The 19,792-nt window shown below is 59.2% G+C and carries 19 protein-coding genes; 8 read left to right on the plus strand and 11 right to left on the minus strand.

Annotated elements, in window-relative coordinates; translation table 11 throughout:
* Positions 1-12: 12 nt before the first annotated feature.
* Positions 13-1,602 carry a zinc-dependent metalloprotease gene (locus G7Y41_RS06725; protein ID WP_165316009.1) on the plus strand — a complete coding sequence of 530 codons (1,590 nt, stop codon included), beginning with the start codon at positions 13-15 and terminating at the stop codon, positions 1,600-1,602.
* 104 nt (positions 1,603-1,706) lie between these two features.
* Positions 1,707-2,648 carry a hypothetical protein gene (locus G7Y41_RS06730; RefSeq protein ID WP_165316008.1) on the plus strand — a complete coding sequence of 314 codons (942 nt, stop codon included), beginning with the start codon at positions 1,707-1,709 and terminating at the stop codon, positions 2,646-2,648.
* A gap of 95 nt (positions 2,649-2,743) precedes the next feature.
* Here G7Y41_RS06730 and G7Y41_RS06735 read toward each other — a convergent pair whose 3' ends face one another.
* Complete coding sequence (locus G7Y41_RS06735; RefSeq protein WP_165316007.1) at positions 2,744-4,885, minus strand: ATP-dependent DNA helicase UvrD2; 2,142 nt, start codon at positions 4,883-4,885, stop codon at positions 2,744-2,746.
* 114 nt (positions 4,886-4,999) lie between these two features.
* The gene (nudC, locus tag G7Y41_RS06740) at positions 5,000-6,103 is read right to left on the minus strand and encodes an NAD(+) diphosphatase (protein WP_231367264.1); all 1,104 of its coding nucleotides are present in this window, start codon (positions 6,101-6,103) and stop codon (positions 5,000-5,002) included.
* Between the two features lie 34 nt (positions 6,104-6,137).
* Here nudC and rph point away from each other — a divergent pair, with 34 nt between their 5' ends.
* Both rph and rdgB read left to right on the plus strand, forming a co-directional pair.
* Positions 6,138-6,929, plus strand: a complete 792-nt coding sequence (gene rph / locus G7Y41_RS06745; protein ID WP_165316006.1) for a ribonuclease PH — start codon at positions 6,138-6,140, stop codon at positions 6,927-6,929.
* Complete coding sequence (rdgB, locus tag G7Y41_RS06750) at positions 6,929-7,594, plus strand: RdgB/HAM1 family non-canonical purine NTP pyrophosphatase (protein WP_165316005.1); 666 nt, start codon at positions 6,929-6,931, stop codon at positions 7,592-7,594. Before rph ends, rdgB begins: the two co-directional genes overlap by 1 nt.
* Here rdgB and G7Y41_RS06755 read toward each other — a convergent pair.
* The 4 genes from G7Y41_RS06755 to clpS are packed head-to-tail and all read right to left on the minus strand — an operon-like array spanning position 7,577 to position 10,209.
* On the minus strand, positions 7,577-8,461 hold the full coding sequence (locus G7Y41_RS06755; RefSeq protein WP_165316004.1) for an MBL fold metallo-hydrolase: 885 nt from the start codon (positions 8,459-8,461) through the stop codon (positions 7,577-7,579). The genes rdgB and G7Y41_RS06755 overlap by 18 nt on opposite strands.
* Positions 8,458-9,294 carry a glutamate racemase gene (murI, locus tag G7Y41_RS06760; RefSeq protein ID WP_165216032.1) on the minus strand — a complete coding sequence of 279 codons (837 nt, stop codon included), beginning with the start codon at positions 9,292-9,294 and terminating at the stop codon, positions 8,458-8,460. Before murI ends, G7Y41_RS06755 begins: the two co-directional genes overlap by 4 nt.
* A gap of 10 nt (positions 9,295-9,304) precedes the next feature.
* Entirely contained in the window at positions 9,305-9,898 is a 594-nt protein-coding gene (locus tag G7Y41_RS06765) for a DUF2017 family protein (RefSeq protein ID WP_165216035.1), read from the minus strand.
* Positions 9,895-10,209, minus strand: coding sequence for an ATP-dependent Clp protease adapter ClpS (clpS, locus tag G7Y41_RS06770; protein WP_165216038.1), 315 nt, complete (start codon positions 10,207-10,209; stop codon positions 9,895-9,897). The genes G7Y41_RS06765 and clpS overlap by 4 nt, the downstream gene beginning before the upstream one ends.
* A gap of 121 nt (positions 10,210-10,330) precedes the next feature.
* Here clpS and G7Y41_RS06775 point away from each other — a divergent pair, with 121 nt between their 5' ends.
* From G7Y41_RS06775 to G7Y41_RS06790, 4 genes are all read left to right on the plus strand, one after another.
* A complete protein-coding gene (locus G7Y41_RS06775; protein WP_165216042.1) occupies positions 10,331-11,680 on the plus strand; it encodes a nicotinate phosphoribosyltransferase in 1,350 nt (449 codons plus the stop codon).
* A gap of 58 nt (positions 11,681-11,738) precedes the next feature.
* Complete coding sequence (locus tag G7Y41_RS06780; RefSeq protein ID WP_165216044.1) at positions 11,739-12,116, plus strand: DUF3039 domain-containing protein; 378 nt, start codon at positions 11,739-11,741, stop codon at positions 12,114-12,116.
* Positions 12,113-13,924 (plus strand): DEAD/DEAH box helicase, encoded by a 1,812-nt coding sequence (locus G7Y41_RS06785; protein WP_165316003.1) that lies wholly within the window; start codon positions 12,113-12,115, stop codon positions 13,922-13,924. Before G7Y41_RS06780 ends, G7Y41_RS06785 begins: the two co-directional genes overlap by 4 nt.
* Before the next feature lie 191 nt (positions 13,925-14,115).
* On the plus strand, positions 14,116-14,439 hold the full coding sequence (locus G7Y41_RS06790; RefSeq protein ID WP_165216046.1) for a DMT family transporter: 324 nt from the start codon (positions 14,116-14,118) through the stop codon (positions 14,437-14,439).
* 60 nt (positions 14,440-14,499) lie between these two features.
* Here G7Y41_RS06790 and nagB read toward each other — a convergent pair whose 3' ends face one another.
* The 5 genes from nagB to G7Y41_RS06815 form a co-directional block, all read right to left on the minus strand.
* The gene (gene nagB, locus G7Y41_RS06795; RefSeq protein WP_165316002.1) at positions 14,500-15,273 is read right to left on the minus strand and encodes a glucosamine-6-phosphate deaminase; all 774 of its coding nucleotides are present in this window, start codon (positions 15,271-15,273) and stop codon (positions 14,500-14,502) included.
* Between the two features lie 298 nt (positions 15,274-15,571).
* Complete coding sequence (locus G7Y41_RS06800) at positions 15,572-15,853, minus strand: HU family DNA-binding protein (protein WP_165216055.1); 282 nt, start codon at positions 15,851-15,853, stop codon at positions 15,572-15,574.
* A 176-nt stretch (positions 15,854-16,029) separates the two neighbouring features.
* Positions 16,030-17,097, minus strand: a complete 1,068-nt coding sequence (locus G7Y41_RS06805) for an ABC transporter permease (RefSeq protein ID WP_165216058.1) — start codon at positions 17,095-17,097, stop codon at positions 16,030-16,032.
* Entirely contained in the window at positions 17,094-18,182 is a 1,089-nt protein-coding gene (locus tag G7Y41_RS06810; RefSeq protein ID WP_165316001.1) for an ABC transporter permease, read from the minus strand. Before G7Y41_RS06810 ends, G7Y41_RS06805 begins: the two co-directional genes overlap by 4 nt.
* Positions 18,179-19,720 (minus strand): sugar ABC transporter ATP-binding protein, encoded by a 1,542-nt coding sequence (locus tag G7Y41_RS06815; protein WP_196819476.1) that lies wholly within the window; start codon positions 19,718-19,720, stop codon positions 18,179-18,181. Before G7Y41_RS06815 ends, G7Y41_RS06810 begins: the two co-directional genes overlap by 4 nt.
* Positions 19,721-19,792: the final 72 nt, after the last annotated feature.

The raw sequence follows: 19,792 nt of genomic DNA on the forward strand, positions 1-19,792 counted from the left end.
TAGAGTCAAGGCATGGAAGCGAACGATCCGTTCTCAGAGTTTCTCCGCCGCATGCTCGGTGACGAAGCAGCCGAGGAAGCCGCGCACGCACTTCAGGCGCAGGGTTTCGACCCCTCAACCTTTCCCGCAGAGTTTTCCGACCCGCAGAAATTCACCCAGGCTGTCTCTCAGTTTGAGTTCCTCATGAATTCCTCCAGCGGGCCCGTGAACTGGCGCATCGTTGAAGATACGGCCCGTCAGCAGGCCTTCCAGTCCGGTGATCCCTCTCCCACGGCAGCGCAAGCTCAACGCGCACGCCAGGCAATGTCTGTTGCCGACCTGTGGCTTGATTCCGTGACCGAGTTCTCTCCCGGGGCCGTCGAACGCCACGTGTGGAGCCGCAACGAATGGATCGCCTCAACCCTGGACATGTGGAAACGCATCTGCGAACCCGTTGCCGCAAGCGTGTCGCGCGCCCTCGGGGCGGCCATGTCCAGTCAGCTCAGTGACCTCGGCATCGACACGTCTTCTTCGCCTCTGACGGGCAACGAGGACGAGGCCGGAATCCTTCACGAGGACGAGGGCCCACTATCAGACGGCCTGCGCAAGATGCTGAGCCAAACCCAATCAATGATTCCCCAGTTGTCAGCGGTGATGTTCGGTGCGCAGATCGGGAACGCTCTGGCGGCCCTGTCGAAAGATTCCCTGGGGTCTTTCGATGTTGGTCTGCCGCTGGTGGACAAGCCAGTCACTGCGCTCGTCGTTCATAACATCGAGGAATTCTCCGACGGTGTGGACATTCCCTTTGAGGAGATTCAACAATTCGTTGCCGTCCGTGAAGCCGCGCATCGGCGACTCTTCACTTCGGTTCCCTGGCTTGCCCGCGACCTCATCCATGCCGTTGAGCGCTATTCCGGTGAAATTGCCATCGACATGACGGCGATCACCGATGCCGCTCAGGGCATCGATCTGTCCGATCCTCAGTCCTTCGAGGGAGCGCTCGCGGGTGGGATTTTTGAGATGAACGTTTCGCCGACGCAGGCAGCGACCCTCGAGCGACTTGAAACGCTTCTTGCGCTGGTTGAAGGCTGGGTTGAAGTCGTCACCGCTGCGGCCGTTGCCCCGTATTTGCCGCACGCAGATCAACTGCGTGAACTTGTTCGACGCCGGCGTGCCACGGGTGCCCCAGCCGAGGACATTCTTGGCCAGCTCATCGGTCTGCGGATGCGTCCACGCCGCGCTCGCGGCGCCGCGTCGATCTTCTCCCTGGTTCAGGCTGACGGTGGCGCAGAAGCTCGCGAGGCTCTGTGGAGTCACCCCGATGTCATCCCCACGGCAACGGAGCTGGATACTCCCGACACCTTCCTGACCTTGCGTCGGGCCGCCAAGGATCAGGACGCCGACATTGATGCGGCTCTGAACTCTTTGCTTGACGGAACGATGGGCTGGGCTTCTGGATTGTCTCCCGAGGACGATCCGGAAAGGGAGACCCTCAAACGTGCGGGTTTCAGCGCCGGGGCCGGTACGTCGGGGGCCGAGGGCGAGGCCGCTGCCGGATCGGATTCGGAAAAATCTGAGACTGCCTGGGATGAATCCGGTGACAACGATGGCTCGGAAGAGTAGTCGCCGGGTCGGTATCTGAGTTATCCACAGGTTCACCGGACTCATTGAGAACTGATATCAACCGAACCATACTGTGATCATTCACGGAAAGGATGGAGATCACGATGGCGTCGGTACTTCGTTTACGCCCGGGAACTGCGGTGATTTTCCGCGACTCCCGGTCTGTTCAGGTTGGTTCAGATCTCAATCGTCATGTGGTTCTCACGGACCTGACTGACAACGAGATGTCGTTCCTCGAATCACTTGGACGCGCCGCGCAACCCTCTGAGTTCACGGGCACACCCTCACGGTCTTCCCGTCCCGGTGTTCAACTGCCTCAGCACCGTCGAGACGCGATCGAGACCGCACTTCGCAACGCGAATATGATCGCCGAAGATCAATGCACGGCGCATCTGAGTCTCCGAGCGGAGGGGGCTACCGCGGCAACCTTTGGAATGCTCTGCCTGCTTGGTGATAGCGCCACGCTGACCATTGACATCCGCTGTCGTGGAAGCGTCGACCCGGCAATCTCCCGGTTTATTGGCCAGCGCTACCTCGGCCAATCAGTAGCCGCCGCAATGAGGAGCTATGTGCATGACGTTGGTGCGTCGGCAACCTTCTCACCCGTTCCAGCGCCCGACCTCGTGGTTGTCAGCGCTCAACGCTTCCCAGATCCGGGGGTCCTCGCTGGACTTGCCTCCGCAGAGCAGCCGCATATTGTTCTCACACGCACCGAAAGCGGCTACATGATGTCACCGATCATCATCCCGGGGGTCACTCCGTGCTTCTTCTGCGCTTTCCACCCGTGTTTTCGCCAGGACCCGCAGCTGTTGCGACATATGTTTCAGGCGAGTCGGTGGCGTCTGGCTCCCATCCCACGCCGGATCGATCATTACGCTGCGTTGCTTCTGATGCAGCGCGTCGCCTCCGTCTACAAAGGTGAGGAATGCGCGCAGGCTCTGTCCCCAGACGGCCCCGAACTCTCTGATGTGGTGACGCTGACCGATGCGGGGACTGTGATCTCCCAAGCGGTCACGTGGGATCCCGATTGCGGCTGCCGGATGTAGGGATGGTAAGACTCAGCTTATTGCCCACCCAAACGGAAGGAGTGATCGACGAGGACGATGCGGGCTCTTACGTCTTGAGGGGATTGCCCACGAGCTCAGTAGTCGCGCCAGTTGTCACCCCGGACGATTGCCAGCACGTGTGCGCCGTGGCGTTCGAGTTTAATGTCTCCCACTCCCCCGATCACGCGTAATTGCCGCAGAGTCTTGGGCTGAACCGTTGCAATGTCACGCAGTGTCTGGTCGGTGAAAACTGAGAAAGGTGGCTTTGACATCTCCTTGGACACCTCCAAGCGCCATTCTTTGAGCCGGAGAAAAAGATCGCGGGTCTGCTCGGACGCGGATTCTTCCCATTCGGCCGCGCGCTGACGCGATGCCGCGCGAGAGGAGGTGCGCACGTGACGTGGCGTTGCCCGCTGCTGCGCGGGTTCCTCTGGCCAGATGCCGTCAAAAAGCCGCGAGCGCTTGCGTGCCCCTCGACCGCTTGTGGAACGAGCACGCGCCCACGACACCTCGAGGATGTCACGGGCACGGGTAATCGCAACATAGGCCAGCCGGCGTTCCTCTTCTCGCTCATCATCCGTTGTGGCATGCGAAATCGGCAGCTGCCCCTCGGAGGCTCCGATGAGGAATACGGCATCCCATTCAAGACCCTTCGCCGCGTGGATCGTTGTCAGCTCAACACCGTTCTTGTCTGGTTCAACCTGATACTGGGCTCGTTCTCGCAGTTCAGCAACGAAGTCACCGAGCGTTGTTGCCGCGGAGTCCTGAGCCCATTGGACGATGGCCTGAAGATTTGCCCAGCGTTCACGCAGCGCAGTACCGGCGGGGGCTTGAGGAGACCATCCAACGGGTCCGAGGATGTCTTTGACCAGGTCAACGAGCCCATCATGCGGACTTTCTGTTTCATTCGTGGTCGCCGCGATGTCACCTGCGCTCGCGGGTGCCTGACCACCAACACCGGTGCCCGGAGATTGACGAGCACTCCCCGCGTGTTCTTCCTGCATCGACTGTCCACGAGAGGCAACAACGAGCGCATTAATCCCTAACCTCACCGACTCTCGGTTAAAGAACGGCGTTGCGTGAGTCATTGCCACGGGAATTCCCCGTTGACCAAACACTTCTTCGATGATCTGAGACTGACTGTTCATCCGCATGAGCACAGCGATGCGATGAGCATCGGTCCCCTGTGCGATGAGTTGACCAACCCGATCGGCAATGCCTTCGGCTTCCGCCCGATCGTCGGCATAGGATCTGAAGGACACAGCCGGACCGCTGGGCCGCTGCGATTCCAGGCGTACCGTGCCAGCTGAGCGACCAGAGAGGGACATCAGCCGGTTGGCAACGGCCACAACCTGCGGGGTTGAACGATAGTCCCGAACAAGCTCCACCGTTCGCGCACCGGGGTGTTTTCGGGCAAAACCCAGGAGGTATTTGGGACTTGCACCGGTGAAAGAGTAGATGGTTTGCGCGACGTCACCAACGACGCACACGTCATGACGGTTCCCCAGCCACAAGTCAAGTAATTTCTGCTGGAGCGCGTTGACATCCTGGAATTCATCGACAACGAAATGTTGGTATTGCTTACGCACGATCGCGGCAACCTCAGGTCGTTCCTGGAGAATCCCACACATGTGAACCAGAACGTCCTCGAAGTCAATGCATCCGCGTTCCGCTTTCGCGTCCTCGTACACATCGAGGAGCTGCGCCATATCTGAGGCCGACAGGCCCGCTGGAACTTCATGACCATCACGCAGGACTCGTTGCCTGTAGTGGGCAGAGTCAATCATCGACACTTTTGCCCATTCAATCTCAGCAGCCAGATCGCGCACCAATGTTTTATCGCTTCCCAGTCCCATGCGCCGCGTTGATGCCGCAACCAGTGAGGCCTTGTGCGGAAGGATCTCAGGCAGTGGTCCACCAACAACGGTTGGCCAGAAGTGGATGAGCTGACGCAAAGCCGCAGAGTGGAACGTTCGTGCCTGGACCCGTGGGACTCCCAGCTGAGCGAGGCGGTGACGCATTTCGTAGGCCGCACGTTTCGTGAACGTCACGGCAAGGACCTGTGACGGGTCGTAAACGCCCGAGGCAACACCGTAGGCGATGCGATAGGTGATCGCCCGTGTTTTCCCTGTTCCTGCGCCCGCGAGCACAGCGAGCGGACCCGTCACCTGAGTTGCGACGGCCCGCTGGTCAGGGTCAAGAGCATCAAGGAGAGCTGAGGGGTCCGGTTGTTCCATAGAGGCATCTTCCCATGCCCAACTGACAACTGCGGCACCCGGTGAACGTCCTGTGGGAAGATCAACGCCTTAAGAACATCCCCCTCGGTTTTCACCGCACTCCCTCGCGGGGAATTATCGAGACGTCAGCGGCCCGTGAGGAAGCTCCCCGCCGTACCAGTCACGCAGCATCGCATACGCAATCGACGCACGCCCCGGAGCTTCAACCGTCCCATTGAGGATCGCCTCGGTGAGTTCCTCGCGCGAATAGAAACGTGCCCACTCAATCTCCGCTCCATCAGGCCGAGGCACAGGATCCTCAGCGTGAATTTTCGCGACGTATCCCAGCATCTGCGACCTGGGGAAGGGCCACGGCTGCGTTCCCACGTAGGTCATGTCATCAACCGATAGCCCCACTTCCTCCATGAGTTCACGTCCAACGCTCTGATCGGGTGATTCACCGGCTTCAACGAAACCGGCGATCGTGGAGACAAAACCCTCTCTCCACGCGGTGTTATGAGCAAGGAGCGTCCGTCCTCGTCCATCGTCAACCCGAACGATGATTGCCGGATCATGCCGGGGATACTCAACGTATCCACACCCCGTGCACTCGCTTGCCCAGCCGCCGAGAATCTGGCGCACGGGAGCAGCGCAGCGGGGACAGTAGCGGAATGAGTGATGCCACGCGGCCAACGCAATTGCCGAAAGTGCAAGTGCCGCCTCGTTCCCGCCAAGTAGGTGCCCCACTTTGCGCAGGGGACGCCACACAGCACCCGAGGGGGTCAGTTGTGCGCCGCGCAGCATCCGTTCGTTGCCTTCGCGCTGACCACCAACGATTGCCACGTGCGCAACCGTATCCATTGACGAGGACGACTCCGCACCTTCTCCCCACTCGTTCGGCTTCGTCGCCACTGAGTTTCGTGTCGTTGTCCTCTTTGTCGGCCAGGAGCGTGTCACCCCAATGAAGTATGACTCGTCACACTCGTTGAGCATCTCTTCCGACAGCGGAACGGGAAAAGATGCAAGCCGTGGAGGCACCTCTTCCTGTTCCTCACTGTGACCCACGAGCGCGATCTCTCCTTGGGCAGTGACAAGAAAAGCGCGGACTTGAGTGACTTCCACTCCCGCGCCCGCCAGCCCCCGGGTTCCTTCACGCAGGAGAACATGAGGGTCGCAGTGCTCACGGATCGGGATGCACGCATCAACGTCACCGCGCACCAGGGGCAGCTCAATGTTCATGCTCCAACGCTAACGCTCAGCTAATGTGAACGTCATGACGAACAGTGAAATTCGCGCCGACGGCCGCACCTATGACCAGCTTCGCCCCGTATCTTTCACCCGAGGATGGTCGGGAACCGGCGAAGGATCCGTCCTCGTTGAATGTGGCAACACCCGTGTCCTATGTGTTGCGTCCTTGACTCCCGGTGTTCCCCGATGGAAGAAAGACAGCGGCGAAGGCTGGGTGACCGCCGAATACTCAATGCTTCCGCGAGCAACCTCTGAACGATCAAGCCGCGAGTCAGTCAAAGGGAAAATCTCTGGACGCACCTCCGAGATCTCCCGACTCATTGGCCGCTCCCTGCGTGCGGTCATTGATTTCACCGCGCTGGGAGAAAACACGATTGTTCTTGACTGCGATGTTCTGCGCGCCGACGGCGGTACCCGCACCGCATCGATCACCGGAGCGTATATCGCGCTTGCCGACGCTGTTCGTTGGGGAACAGAACGCGGTCTCATCACGCCGCGAGCCTCGTCGCCGGTTTTGACGGACTCGGTGTCTGCGATCTCCGTCGGCATCATCGACTCCGTCCCCATGCTTGACTTGCCCTACGTCGAGGACGTGCGCGCCCAAACGGACATGAACGTCGTACAGACCGGCGATGGACACTTCGTTGAGGTTCAGGGAACCGCCGAGCACGCTCCTTTTAACCGCGAGGAGCTGGGCACCCTGCTTGACTTGGCCGCACACGGCAACTCTCTCCTCGCCCGCGCTCAGCGAGAATGCCTCGATGCTCCCGAAGGGGAACGCATTGAACTTGCACCCCAGGGCATCCAGGGGCAGTGATGACTCAGGTCCCCAACTCGCCCTCGACACCCTTGGGTACCGGTGTCACTCCGCGTCTCGTTTTTGCCACGGGGAACGCCCACAAAATCAGTGAACTCGAAGCGATCCTCGCCCCCGCGTGGCAAGGATACGCACCCGGCACGATCGCACGAATGTCGGATTTCGACGTTGACGAACCCGTTGAAGACGGCGCTACTTTCGCAGAAAACTCCCTCATTAAGGCACGTCACCTGGTCGTTGAAACCGGGATGGCAGCAATCGCAGACGACTCGGGCATCACCGTTGATATTCTCGGCGGAGCGCCCGGGATTTTCTCCGCACGCTGGTGTGGACATCACGGAGATGACGAGGCAAATCTCAACCTCCTTCTCGCGCAGCTCTCAGACGTCCCCGATCATTTGCGCTCCGCAGCGTTCGTCTCCGCTGCTGTCCTTGTGCTCCCCGACGGACGTGAATTCGTTGAGCACGGACAGGTGCGAGGAACGCTGACGCGTGAGCCTCGTGGCGATCACGGCTTCGGATACGATCCGATTTTCGTTCCCGACGGCTACTCAGTGACAACAGCGCAGATGAGCGCCGAAGAGAAGAACGCGATCAGTCACCGAGGGATCGCTTTTCGCGCTCTGACACCCGCAATCGTTGCGGCACTAGCCAACGATGAATGACCGGTCGGTATCGGCAAAGTCCACGGGACCTGACCATGTTGTGCGTAGTTCCTCAAGAACACGCTCGTGCGACACCCACGGTTGGATGTGTGTTGCCACCAGGTGACCCACGCCGGCTGCCGTAGCCAGCTCACCTGCACGCACCCCGTCCATGTGGATCCCGCGGGTCACGTCATCGGTTGTGAATCCCACTTCAGTTAGCAGCAGATCGACTCCTCGGGCACCCTCGACGATTGTGGGCACCAGATCCGTGTCGCCAGTGAAGAACATCGTTGCACCGTTTCCACCTGCCTGTAGGGACTTCGCATGCGCGTCGGTGCGCTCCCCCACAATGAGGCCGTGGGCACAGCTGGCATCACCGGCTCCGTCCTCGTCAATGAAACGTGGGCCTTCGATGCGCAAACCAAAGCTCTCGACCGTGTGCTGACCAATCACGGGAGTCACCGTCATCGGACCAACACGCACCGGTTCCCCGGCGACAAGAGTGTGAATATCGAACTCGTCCTCGTACATCTCCGGTTCCGTGGTGCCGTCAATCTGACGGATACGATCCCGCACCGCACGTGGACCATAGAGCGCTAATGCGGGGAGGCAACCTTCCGGACCCCACTTGCGGTACACGTGCATCGAAATGATGTCACCCATGTGATCAGCGTGACAGTGTGACAAGAACAGCGCGTCAACGTCCCGAGGCGGAAGATGCCGCCAGAGCGAACCAAAGGAGCCGGGACCCATTTCTAAGACAATCGACCATATGCGGTCGCGGCCGGTTTCCGGATCCTTCCCCGGAGCTTGCACCAGGTAGCACGAGGCAGCGGACCGCGGCCCAGACATTGATCCCGTGGCGCCAATAATCGTCAGTTTCACGCGATCGCCCCCGGTTCTGGAAGATGGACCTGATGAACGTTGCCGACCTCGGGCCCAAGGAAACGCTTGGCCAGACGCGGGAACATTGTTGATTCGCCCGTTGCAAGGAATTGGTGGCACGGCTCGTCACCGTCGGCCCGAGGCTCGTGGAGAAGACCGCGGTCCGTGAGTTCGTTGTAGGTGACGTTCGCCGTTGCTTCCGACGAGGTCACGAGGGATACGCCTTCCCCCATGACGCGCCCGATGACGCCGGTGAGCAGCGGGTAGTGGGTGCACCCGAGAATGAGCGTATCGACGCCCTGTTCTTTGAGGGGCTCAAGGTATTCGCGTGCCAGCTCCTCAATTTCTGGTCCCGTTGTTTGTCCTCGTTCAACGAACTCAACGAACCGCGGGCAGGCCTGTTGGAAGACCTTCACCCCTGGCACAGCGGCAAGCGCGTTGAGGTAAGCCTCAGACTGAATGGTCGCTTCGGTTCCGATGACGCCGATCCGCTGCCGACGAGTTGTGACCACAGCCTGTCGGGCAGCGGGGCTGATGACTTCGATGACGGGGATATGAGCGTCAATCCAGTAGCGTTCACGCGCATCAGAGAGTGCGGCGGCGGTTGCTGTGTTGCACGCGATGACCAGCATCTTGACTCCGCGAGATGCCAGTTCATCGAGGCATCCCAGAGTGAATGACCGCGCCTGGGCGATGGGTCGTGGCCCGTAAGGTGTGTGCGCCGTGTCTCCGAGGTAGAGGATTTCTTCGTCGGGGAGCTTGTCAATGACAGCGCGCGCAACCGTCAGCCCCCCAAGACCTGAATCAAAAATACCTATCGGCGCGTTATCCATATGCGAGACATTAGTGTTCTTCCTGCGCCGATATCAGTGCAGAAAGTAGTGAATCTTGCCACCAGGTGATGACCGTGTAGATCGCGGCGGCGCTTTGGTCGCGTCCTGACGGGGTTTGTGCGAAAGCCAGCTCCTCAACTCTGTGGGCATCCTCATTGTTGCGTATCCCCAGTTCGCCAGCTAATCCCAGACGCACATCATTCATTCCCGAAAGCCAGTCCCACGCCTCCTCTGCCGCTACTTCAACACGTGTTTTCCCCGCACCGATGAGCCGATCGAGGGCGCGAGCGATCCTGCGCAACCTGCTGGATTTCTCGGCGCGAAGATAGTCCTCAGTTAACGCTCTGAGACGGGCCGCGTCAGCTTCGTCCTCGCTCATTGGCGCAAGGAGATAATTCAGCGCGCGTTCCATCGGGGCTTCGCGCTGGGATTCCCCTCCGGTGGTTGCCTCAACCATGCGAGCCATCTCATTGTCCGCAGGGGAATCGAGGACGATGAGGATCTCCACTGCAAGTTGACGGATCAACCGCAGATATTCAGTGCTGACGTCCGCGACATAGGTGTCAACAGACCCCGACCGTACCAGGCGGAAGGGCCCAATCATGTTCTCTCACTCGATTCACTGCCGTCGTCTTCTTCGAGGGTCGCGTGGAGTCCGTAACCGTGCATGGCAGCAACGTCAGCTTCCATGCGTTCGCGAGTTCCCGTCGACACGATTGCTCGCCCCTGTTCATGAACTTGAAGCATCAGGGATTCACAGGTTGTCAGGGGATAGCCGAAGTGGCGACGAAACACGTAAGTCACATAATCCATGAGATTGATCGGATCATCCCACACGACGGTACGCCACTGCACGAAGCGAGAGGAACGCTCCGTGACCAGCGGATCCGGCAGTGTCGTCAGTGAACTGGGCATATTGCCAGCGTAGGCGCGTCACCGAGATTTAGCCGCGGATTCGGCAAGAATTATCACCCTAAACCCGCTCATCACATGGTGAGTTGTTCACTTTAGGACACTGAAAGGCTAGGTTATTCGTATGCCAGCTTCGGTTTCCACGTCACTTTTGACGGATATGTATGAATTGACCATGCTCGATGCCGCATTGAAGTCCGGGACGGCTCTGCGGCGCTCAACCTTCGAGGTCTTCGGTCGTCGTCTCCCCTCGACTCGGCGTTTCGGCGTCGTTGCCGGCACGGGACGTCTGCTTGAGGCTCTCGAACGCTTTGAGTTCGGACCCGAGCAGATTGACTGGCTGCACGAGCAGCACATCGTTTCCGACGAGACCTTGGATTACCTCAAGGATTTTCGTTTCACCGGTGACATTTACGGCTACGCCGAAGGGGAATGCTACTTCGCGGGTTCACCGCTGGTCACAGTTGAAGGAACATTCGCCGAATGCACCCTCCTGGAAACCCTCCTCCTGTCGATCCTCAACCACGACTGCGCTGTTGCGTCGGCGGCATCACGGATGACAATTGCGGCTCACGGCCGCCCCTGCATGGACATGGGTGCCCGTCGCACCCACGAGAGGTCCGCTGTGTCCGCCGCGCGCGCCGCCTACATCGGCGGATTCAAGGGAACCTCCGATCTGGAAGCCGCGAAACGCTACTCAATTAAGGCAATTGGCACGGCAGCGCACGCGTTCACCCTGCTTCATGATTCCGAACGCCAGGCCTTCGATGCGCAGATCAGTCTGCTCGGGCCTTCGACAACGTTGCTCGTGGACACCTACGACGTTGAGACGGGTGTGCGTAACGCCGTTGAGGCAGCTCGTGCCGCCGGTGGTGAGCTTGGCGCTGTCCGTCTGGATTCCGGTGACCTCGTTGCTCAGGCCTTCAAGGTTCGCGGGCAACTTGACGCTATGGGGGCAAAATCTACGAAGATCACCGTGACGAATGACTTGGATGAATACGCGATTGCCGCTCTGGGCGCCGCACCTATCGACTCCTACGGTGTGGGGACAAAACTCGTCACAGGTTCGGGTGTTCCCACAGCCGCCCTCGTGTACAAAATGGTGTCACGCGAGGACGACAACGGACATAACGTCCCCGTGGCCAAGAAGTCCGAATCGAAGTCCACTGTGGGCGGACGCAAGATCGCGGGCCGGCTCAGGGACGAGGACGGATACGCCTCCCAGGAACTCCTCGTCATTGGCTCCACCCGCGAGGAAGCACTTGCATACTTGGAATCCGTGGGGGCTCGCCCTCTTCAGGTCTCTCTCATCGAGCAGGGCACGATCCGGTCGGAACTGTGGCAACAGGAGGACACGCTTCAGCGTGCTCAGGATCACCACGTCCTCGCCCGTAATGAACTCCCCTATCAGGCATGGCGTCTATCCGAGGGGGAACCAGCGATTCCCACGCATTACGAACGACTCGGCGCATAATTCACACTTCGCTCCCTCGTGGCGGCAGGTGCCAACGGGCGGCTCTACAATGTCCCTTATGCGTAGTGCTCTGAACGAACCAACAGGACCGTCGGCTCCCAGTGGACCGGCAGGTCCGGCAACTCAGTCCTCCACGGGACTGCTGGAGCGTACCCAGGTTGAACAAGAGAAGAGCCCCGGTGACGGCGACCGTTTCGCACACTTTGTTCGCCGAGATAAAGCAGATAACGCCATGATCACCGGCCAACCCGTTGTTGCGCTGTGCGGCAAAGTATGGATTCCCACGCGCGACGCATCCCGCTACCCGGTGTGTCCAACGTGTAAAGAACTCCGAGACTCAATGGGACGCAATGACCGTCACTGGCCGTTCTCGAATGGATCGGGCGGTTCAGGTTCAGGCGACTCAGGTTCGGGATCTGGGGGCGCTGGCAAGTGACGAGCGCGCAGGATCGATCCTCCGGCCCTTCTCGCGCATCTCTTTCAGCAGCTCGGTCTCTCCCACCGGCTTTTCCCGCGCGGGCTCCTCGCGGTTCCGCCGACAGTCTGCGCGCATGGCAGGCGGCTGCCCTCACGCAGTATCTGGCTGACTCTCCCAAGGACTTCCTTGCCGTTGCCACTCCGGGTGCGGGGAAAACCACGTTTGCTCTTCGGATCGCAGTGGAACTCATCGGCCAGGGCATCGTTGAAAAAATCACCGTTGTGTGTCCGACGGAGCATCTCAAAGGACAGTGGGCAGACGCGGCGGCTCGGGTTGGGATCCACATCGACCCCGCTTTTTCTAACGCGCAGGGGCGCGCAGGCTCCCACTTCGACGGTGTGGCCGTCACCTACGCGCAGGTCGCCTCTCATCCGACGGTGCATTCTGCCCGAACACGGGCCTACCGGACCCTCGTCATCCTCGACGAAATCCACCACGCCGGAGATGCCCTGTCGTGGGGGGACGGTGTGCGCGAAGCCTTCGACGACGCCACGCGGCGGCTGGCTCTGACGGGAACCCCGTTCCGCTCTGACACCTCCCCGATTCCTTTTGTCCGCTACGTCGAGGACGCCTCCGGTATTCGGCGTTCACGCGCCGACTTCACCTACGGTTACGGCGATGCCCTACGCGATCACGTTGTCCGCCCCGTCCTCTTCATGTCCTATTCGGGGCAGATGGCGTGGCGCACAAAAGCCGGCGATACCGTCAGCGCCCGTCTAGGTGAGCCGCTGACGAAAGACATGATGAAGCAGGCGTGGCGCACCGCCCTCGACCCTCAAGGCGAATGGATTCCGGCGGTGCTGCGCGCCGCCGATCTGCGCCTCGACGAGGTCCGTCGTCAGATTCCCGATGCCGGAGGGCTCGTCATTGCATCCAATCAAGAGCAGGCGCGAGCATACGCGCGGCACCTGCGGATGATCACGGGAAAGCCGGCAACACTCGTCCTCTCCGACGACGCAGATGCCTCCGACCGTATCGACGAGTTTAGAGAAAACACTGACAAGTGGATGGTTGCGGTCCGAATGGTCTCAGAGGGCGTTGACGTTCCGCGTCTTTCCGTGGGCGTGTATGCAACCAACACCTCGACCTCGTTGTTTTTCGCACAGGCCGTGGGACGTTTCGTCCGTGCCCGCCGACGCGGTGAAACAGCAACGGTTTTCATTCCTTCCGTCGTCCCCCTCCTTGATCTTGCGGGACAAATGGAAGTCGAACGCGACCACGCCCTCGATCGGCCACAGTCCTTGGACGAGGATTCCCTGTGGAACCCCGAAGATGCTCTCATGCAGCAAGCCAACCGCGCAGACAAGGCATCGGATGACCTCACGGGACAGTTCGAGGTTCTCGGGGCGGATGCCGAATTCGACGGGGTTCTTTTTGACGGCGCCGCGTGGGGGACGGGGGCCGAGGTCGGATCCGAGGAAGAACAAGAATACCTGGGGATTCCCGGTCTTCTTGATGCTGAACAGGTGACGACGCTACTGCGTGCACGCCAAGCCGAACAGGTGGCGTCGCAGAAACGACGCACGAGCGCTCAGCGTCAACGCGAGGAGAACGCTGGCCTATCCCAGCATCGCCTCAGGGCTGCGAAGAGGAAAGAGCTTCAGCACCTGGTCTCCTCATGGGCTCGGCGCTCCGGTGATACTCACGCCGTGATCCACTCACAGCTGCGTCAGCGATGCGGAGGACCGGAAGTCGCTCAGGCAACAACCGAGCAGATTGACGCACGGATCGCTCTTTTGAGAGAGTGGTTTGTTGGACGGCGCTAAAGCGCCAGTTCACCGCTGAATCTTTCACTTCAGCATGCACCGGAGGTCGTTGTCATCGGGGTTTCTCCCGAATCGACTCGCGCGTCCTCTGTGAGCAAAAGAAAGTACATGGGCGCTGGGCGCCCCGCCGGCTGGACGACCTGCCGGTCGTATCGCATGGGGACGGCCCCACGGACAGAAAGGGGCCGACGATGTCGTGGCTCATCCTCATTATTTCCGGAATGTTCGAGACGGTGTGGGCAAGTGCCCTCTCCCGCCTCGCCGAGCAGTTCCGGTGGTTTGACGTCCTCCTCTTCATCGCCGGCTCCGTTGTGTCCCTGGGTGGCCTGATGATTGCGATGAAAGATATTCCTGTCGGTACCGCATATGCTGCATGGGCGGGAACCGGGGCCGTAGTCACTGTCGGCTGGTCGATTCTCTCGGGAGCTGAATCAGCATCGCTGATCAAGGTCATCCTGGTGACGATCCTCGTTGGCTGCATCGTTGGCCTTCACCTCATCGACACGGGCCACTAGGACCGCTGTTTCATTGACGAGGACGAGTCCGCTCGCTCCCCTTCGCGGGGCGTCCCCCGGTCAGGCGTGTTCCTTGTCCCAGACCTCACGATAGAAATCACCGAGCGCCAACTGTGACGCCGCCGCTTCATCGAGAAGAACCATGACATCGGGATGCATTTGGAGAATCGATGCGGGCCAGCGGCCAGATACTCCGCCCTCGATCATCTGGGCGACGGCCTCGGCCTTACCCTGACCTGTGGCGATGAAAACATGCGCCCGGGATTCCATGATCGTTCCCAAACCTTGCGTCACGCAGTGAGTCGGTACGGCATCGATGTCGCCGTTAAAGAAGCGCGCATTGTCACGACGAGTCTGCTCCGTGAGGACTCCGACGTGTGTCCTCGACACCAGCGACCCTCCCGGTTCGTTGAAACCGATGTGTCCGTCGGATCCGATGCCGAGCACCTGAATATCGATGCCACCGGCGTCGCGGATTGCCTGGTCGTAAGCTGCTGCCCCGGCGTTGAGATCATCTGCCCACCCATCGGGGCCGTGAGCTGCGCCTTCGGGCATATCCGTATGGTCAATGAGATTGCGGTGAATAAAGTTGGCGTAGCCTTCAACGTGGTCACGAGGCAGTCCAACATATTCGTCAAGGTTGAATGATTGCGCGTGTGCGAAAGAAATATCTCCGGCCTTGTGGCGGCGAATGAGTTCAGCGTACAGAGGCAGAGGCGAAGATCCCGTTGCTAAACCGAGAACAAAGTTCTCCTTGTTCCGATACACATCAACGATTCGCTGCGCACCGACGCGTGCGATTTCGTTGTCGTTGGAGAAGATTCCGATCTGCATGGGCGAGCCTCCTACTTGTCTGATCAGCGCCAATGCGATCATACGGGGCACGAGGGAGAACCTCGCCCCTCATCCACGCGTTTCGGTTTTCTTGAAAATTGTTTATCTTCGTTGGCGTATCACCGGTAAGAAAACCCCCGGCCGAGAACGCACCGGGAAAATCGCGCTCGTCCTCGTTCCCCCACACATGGTGACCACCCGGCCAACTCACCCACCGGGACAAAACACAAGAGCTGGGGAACCCGAAGATTCCCCAGCTCTTATATCAGAGCGGATTCATTACTGAATCACGGCATCGTCACTTAGCGACAGCCTTCTTCAGGTTCGAACCAGCCGACAGCTTGACGCCGTAGCCAGCCGGGATCTGAATCTCTTCGCCGGTGCGAGGATTACGACCGGTACGGGCGGCGCGCTCAACACGCTCCACGGACAGCAAACCGGTGACCTTCACGGCCTCACCCTTCGCGAGGGATTCAACCAGGACATCCTGGAATGCGCCCAGAGCAGCGTCAGCCTGCACCTTGGTCAGGTCGGTACGGTCAGCAATCTGAGCAACGAGCTCGGTGCGATTCACGGACATTGAGGAACCTCTTCCTATCGATCTCAGGGACCTATATAACGGTCACTAGAAAACATTACGGATAAATAGCGGATTTGTCAGATCAAGCGCGGTATTTCAACGAAAATATGAGATTATGCGACTTTTTTCGACACATTGTGCCCTCCATCGAGTGACGGAGGGCACAATCATGTCGATCAGGCCTTCTCCGGTTCCTGGGCTGACGCCTGGTGACCACCTTTGGCCCTTCGCATTTCAGCAAAGAAAATGATCAGACGCTGGATCACAACGAAGAGCAGCAGCATCAGACCGGTGATGATCGTCGTCGCAGCCGGAGGAATACGTCCATCACGCGTAATAATGAGCGCAGTCGTTGCAAAGACCAGAGTTCCAACAATCGAACCGAGGATATAGCCGGCACCGCCGGTGATGATCGTGCCACCAATGACGGCTGCGGCGATGGCGTTGAGTTCCCACCCTTGACCGAGGATATTCTGCCCCTTGCCCACCGCTGCGACGTAGACAACCGAGGCGATCCCCGAGAAAGTTCCTGAAATCAGGAAAATCGCCGTCAACGACCGACCCGCGGGCAGACCCATAAGACGTGCCGAGTCTTTACCGGGGGCACCCATCGCGTAGATTGTCCGGCCGGTGCGCGTGCGATGCATGATGAAGTAGGCAACGAGGACGACGACCACCGCGATGAGCAGACCGACCGACACCTCAAGGTCATTGCGTTTCGGCCCATCGATGAGCTTGAACGTTGAGCCCAACATCCGCAGATTGTTGTCCTTGTCCAAAACGATGGGCTTCGATGAGATCATGGCCGCAATACCCTGTCCCAAGTACATCGTCGCAAGAGTCGCAATGAACGGCTGCATATCAAAGTAGCGCACGAGGACACCCGAGATCGCTCCCATGACCGTGCCGATGAGGATCATGACAACAACAACGATGAACCACGGAACGCCGGCATTGGCGAGGGTGCAGCCCACGACCGAGCTCAGAGCGATGACCGCGCCAACAGAGAGGTCGATGCCGCCGATGAGAATCGGGACGGTCATGGCAACCGCAAGAATAATCAGATAGGCGTTGTCGTTAAACAGCGTGGAGATCGTGTTCAACCGGAAGAACTTCCCGTAGGCCAGCTGCCCGACAACGAAGAGAATGAGCAGAACAAGGATCGCGACGTAACTGGGCAGCTTGTTAAGGTCACGCGTAAGCCACGCGTTGAAGCCACCATTCTTTTGTGTTGCAGAACTCATGCTGACGCACCCTCCTTCGCAGGCGTAACAGTGGAGCCGGCTGACACGGTCGGCGTCTTCTTCTGTCTCTTCGTGGTGAGCTTGGCGAAAAGACTGGACTGAAGAACACACACGGCAATAACAATGACCGCCTTAAATGCGGGTGTCGCGGCGTTGGGGATGCCGAGCCAGACGATCGTCTTTTCGAGCATCGGAATGATCAGCGCACCCAGGTAGGTCCCCAGGAGAGAGAAACGTCCACCAAGCAGCGACGTTCCACCGATCACAACGGCGAGGATCGCGTCCATCTCGTAGCTCATACCGGTGTTGGCCGGTTCGACACGCATGACGTTACCGACCGAGAACGCGCCGGCCATCGCAGCAAGTGCCGCTGAGATGATGTAGACAACGAATTGGATTTTCTTCGGATCAATGCCGGCCATGCGCGATGCCACGGGGTTGAGTCCCACGGCTTCGATCTCGAGGCCAAGTGCAGTTTTCCTCATAAGAAGGGCAACGAGGACCACGATGACAGTTGCCACAATCCACGCCATCGGAAGTCCAAGCAGCGAGCCGGTGGCAAGGTTGTGAAAGGCTTCGTTTTCAGCCGCGAGGTTTTGCCCATCGGTGATGACCTTGGCAATCCCTCGACCGGCGAGCATCATGATCAGCGTCGTCACGAAGGGTTGAAGACCGATGTAGGCCACGAGAGCGCCGTTCCAGGCGCCGATGAGCGCGCAAACGGCAATCGCCGCGGCCAGAGCAAGGATCGCCGATCCAACGCTTCCATCGCCAGTGGACATCACCGTCATCACAACGGTTCCCGACACTGCCATGACCGCACCCACGGAGAGGTCGATGCCTGCCGTGGCGATAACGAATGTCATGCCCACGGCGATCATGAGGTAGGGAGCCGAGTTGCGCAAAACGTCAATGAGGGGGCCGTTGAGTCCGCCGTGAGAGAATCCAATCTTCAGGAAAGCCGGGTCCTTGATCGCACACACAGCAATCAATAAGACGATAGCGACAACGGTCCACAGGATCCGGGGATCAAGGCCCGAGAGGAAGGACTTTTTTGTCTTGGCGGTTATGCCTTTGGTGCTCACGCCTGAACGCCTCCTTCGGCGATGATGCCCACGATGTCTTTCTGAGTGAGCGTTCCGTCATTTTCGATGAATGCCGCCTGCTGGCGGTCACGCATCACGACGATGCGGTTGGAAATTCGCAGGACTTCATCCATTTCAGATGAAACGAAGATGATCGACATTCCGTCCTGGGCCAGCTCAAAAACGAGCTTCATAATCTCCGACTTTGCGGAAACGTCGATGCCTCGGGTCGGTTCATCAAGCATGAGAACCTTGGGGGCGGTGGCAAGCCAGCGCGCCAGCAGGACTTTCTGCTGGTTACCGCCCGATAGCGAACCCACAGGAGTCTCACCCGAGGGAGTCTTGATCCCGAGTTTTTCGATGTAGTGGTTGCAGATCTCTTCTTGCTCGGCCTGAGGGATTCGGCGTGCCCATCCACGCATCGCCTGAAGCGACACCATGATGTTTTCGCGCACGGAGAGCGCCGCGATAATGCCTTCGTCACGACGATTCTCCGTGGAGTAGGCAACACCGTTCTTCAGTGACCGCAGTGGGCCGCTGATTGAGAGGGGGTCACCTTTGAGGGTCACTTCACCAGAATCGGGGCGATCAGCCCCAAAGATCAGGCGGACAGATTCGGTGCGTCCCGAACCGAGCAGGCCTGCGAACCCAAGGACTTCTCCTTCGCGCACATCGAAGGAGCCAGCCTGAACAGACCCGATCTTCCCGACGTTGTTTGCAGCCAACTGAATCGCAGCGTCGGCAGGAATGTCCGGACGCTGTGATTGGATCGAATCGAGGTTCGACAGGTCCTGCCCGATCATCATGGACACCATGACGTTACGGGGGAGATTTTCAGTGAGGTCTTCTCCGATGAGCGTGCCATTTCGTAAAACGGTGATGCGATCGGAGATCTCATAGACCTGGTCAAGGAAGTGTGAAACGAAGAGGATCGCGACACCCTGGTCGCGTAGGCGGCGAATAATTGCGAAAAGTTGAGCGACCTCATTGACGTCCAGCGACGAGGTCGGTTCGTCAAGGATCAGGACTTTTGCGTGAACAACTGTGGCTCGGGCAATCGCCACGAGCTGCTGAACAGCAATGGAGACACTTGACAGAGGGGCGCGCGTGTCAAGATATTCGAGGCCGACTTGCTTGAGTGCCTCGGTTGCGCGTGCGTGCGTGTCTTTCCAGTTGATGCCGAAAATTCCTGTCGACTCATGCCCGAGCATGAGGTTTTCTCCGATCGACAGGTTGGTGCAGAGGTTGACTTCCTGGTAGACGGTGGCGATACCGGCGGCTTCAGCTTCAGCGGTTCCAGTGAAGCGTACTTTCTTGCCAGCAACGAAAATTTTGCCTCCGTCGATGCGATACACACCGGTCAACGCTTTGATGAGTGTTGACTTTCCAGCGCCGTTCTCACCCATGATTGCGTGGACTTCACCCGGGAACAGGCGGAAATCAACGTTGTCGAGGGCCTTAACGCCGGGAAACTCAATGGAGATGCCTTTCATCTCCACAATTGGGGTGCCACTCGTCCCCTGCGGTTCTTGATCCACTTCTCTCACGTCCTTGTTTGAGGATGGGCCCGCATCCTCGCGGGCACTGTGACGCACATGAACACCTCAGGG

This window comes from Schaalia sp. ZJ405, assembly GCF_011038885.2.
In the GTDB taxonomy this organism is placed as follows: Bacteria; Actinomycetota; Actinomycetes; order Actinomycetales; family Actinomycetaceae; genus Pauljensenia.

Bases quoted from the DNA above. Each gene is read 5' to 3' on its own strand.
- murI (WP_165216032.1), bottom strand. From the start codon at position 9,294: ATGGATAACGCGCCGATAGGTATTTTTGATTCAGGTCTTGGGGGGCTG.
- rph (WP_165316006.1), top strand. From the start codon at position 6,138: ATGACGAACAGTGAAATTCGCGCCGACGGCCGCACCTATGACCAGCTT.
- clpS (WP_165216038.1), bottom strand. From the start codon at position 10,209: ATGCCCAGTTCACTGACGACACTGCCGGATCCGCTGGTCACGGAGCGT.
- nagB (WP_165316002.1), bottom strand. From the start codon at position 15,273: ATGCAGATCGGAATCTTCTCCAACGACAACGAAATCGCACGCGTCGGT.
- G7Y41_RS06780 (WP_165216044.1), top strand. From the start codon at position 11,739: ATGCGTAGTGCTCTGAACGAACCAACAGGACCGTCGGCTCCCAGTGGA.
- G7Y41_RS06725 (WP_165316009.1), top strand. From the start codon at position 13: ATGGAAGCGAACGATCCGTTCTCAGAGTTTCTCCGCCGCATGCTCGGT.
- G7Y41_RS06790 (WP_165216046.1), top strand. From the start codon at position 14,116: ATGTCGTGGCTCATCCTCATTATTTCCGGAATGTTCGAGACGGTGTGG.
- G7Y41_RS06730 (WP_165316008.1), top strand. From the start codon at position 1,707: ATGGCGTCGGTACTTCGTTTACGCCCGGGAACTGCGGTGATTTTCCGC.
- G7Y41_RS06805 (WP_165216058.1), bottom strand. From the start codon at position 17,097: ATGAGTTCTGCAACACAAAAGAATGGTGGCTTCAACGCGTGGCTTACG.
- rdgB (WP_165316005.1), top strand. From the start codon at position 6,929: ATGACTCAGGTCCCCAACTCGCCCTCGACACCCTTGGGTACCGGTGTC.
- nudC (WP_231367264.1), bottom strand. From the start codon at position 6,103: ATGAACATTGAGCTGCCCCTGGTGCGCGGTGACGTTGATGCGTGCATC.
- G7Y41_RS06800 (WP_165216055.1), bottom strand. From the start codon at position 15,853: ATGTCCGTGAATCGCACCGAGCTCGTTGCTCAGATTGCTGACCGTACC.
- G7Y41_RS06765 (WP_165216035.1), bottom strand. From the start codon at position 9,898: ATGATTGGGCCCTTCCGCCTGGTACGGTCGGGGTCTGTTGACACCTAT.
- G7Y41_RS06775 (WP_165216042.1), top strand. From the start codon at position 10,331: ATGCCAGCTTCGGTTTCCACGTCACTTTTGACGGATATGTATGAATTG.
- G7Y41_RS06735 (WP_165316007.1), bottom strand. From the start codon at position 4,885: ATGGAACAACCGGACCCCTCAGCTCTCCTTGATGCTCTTGACCCTGAC.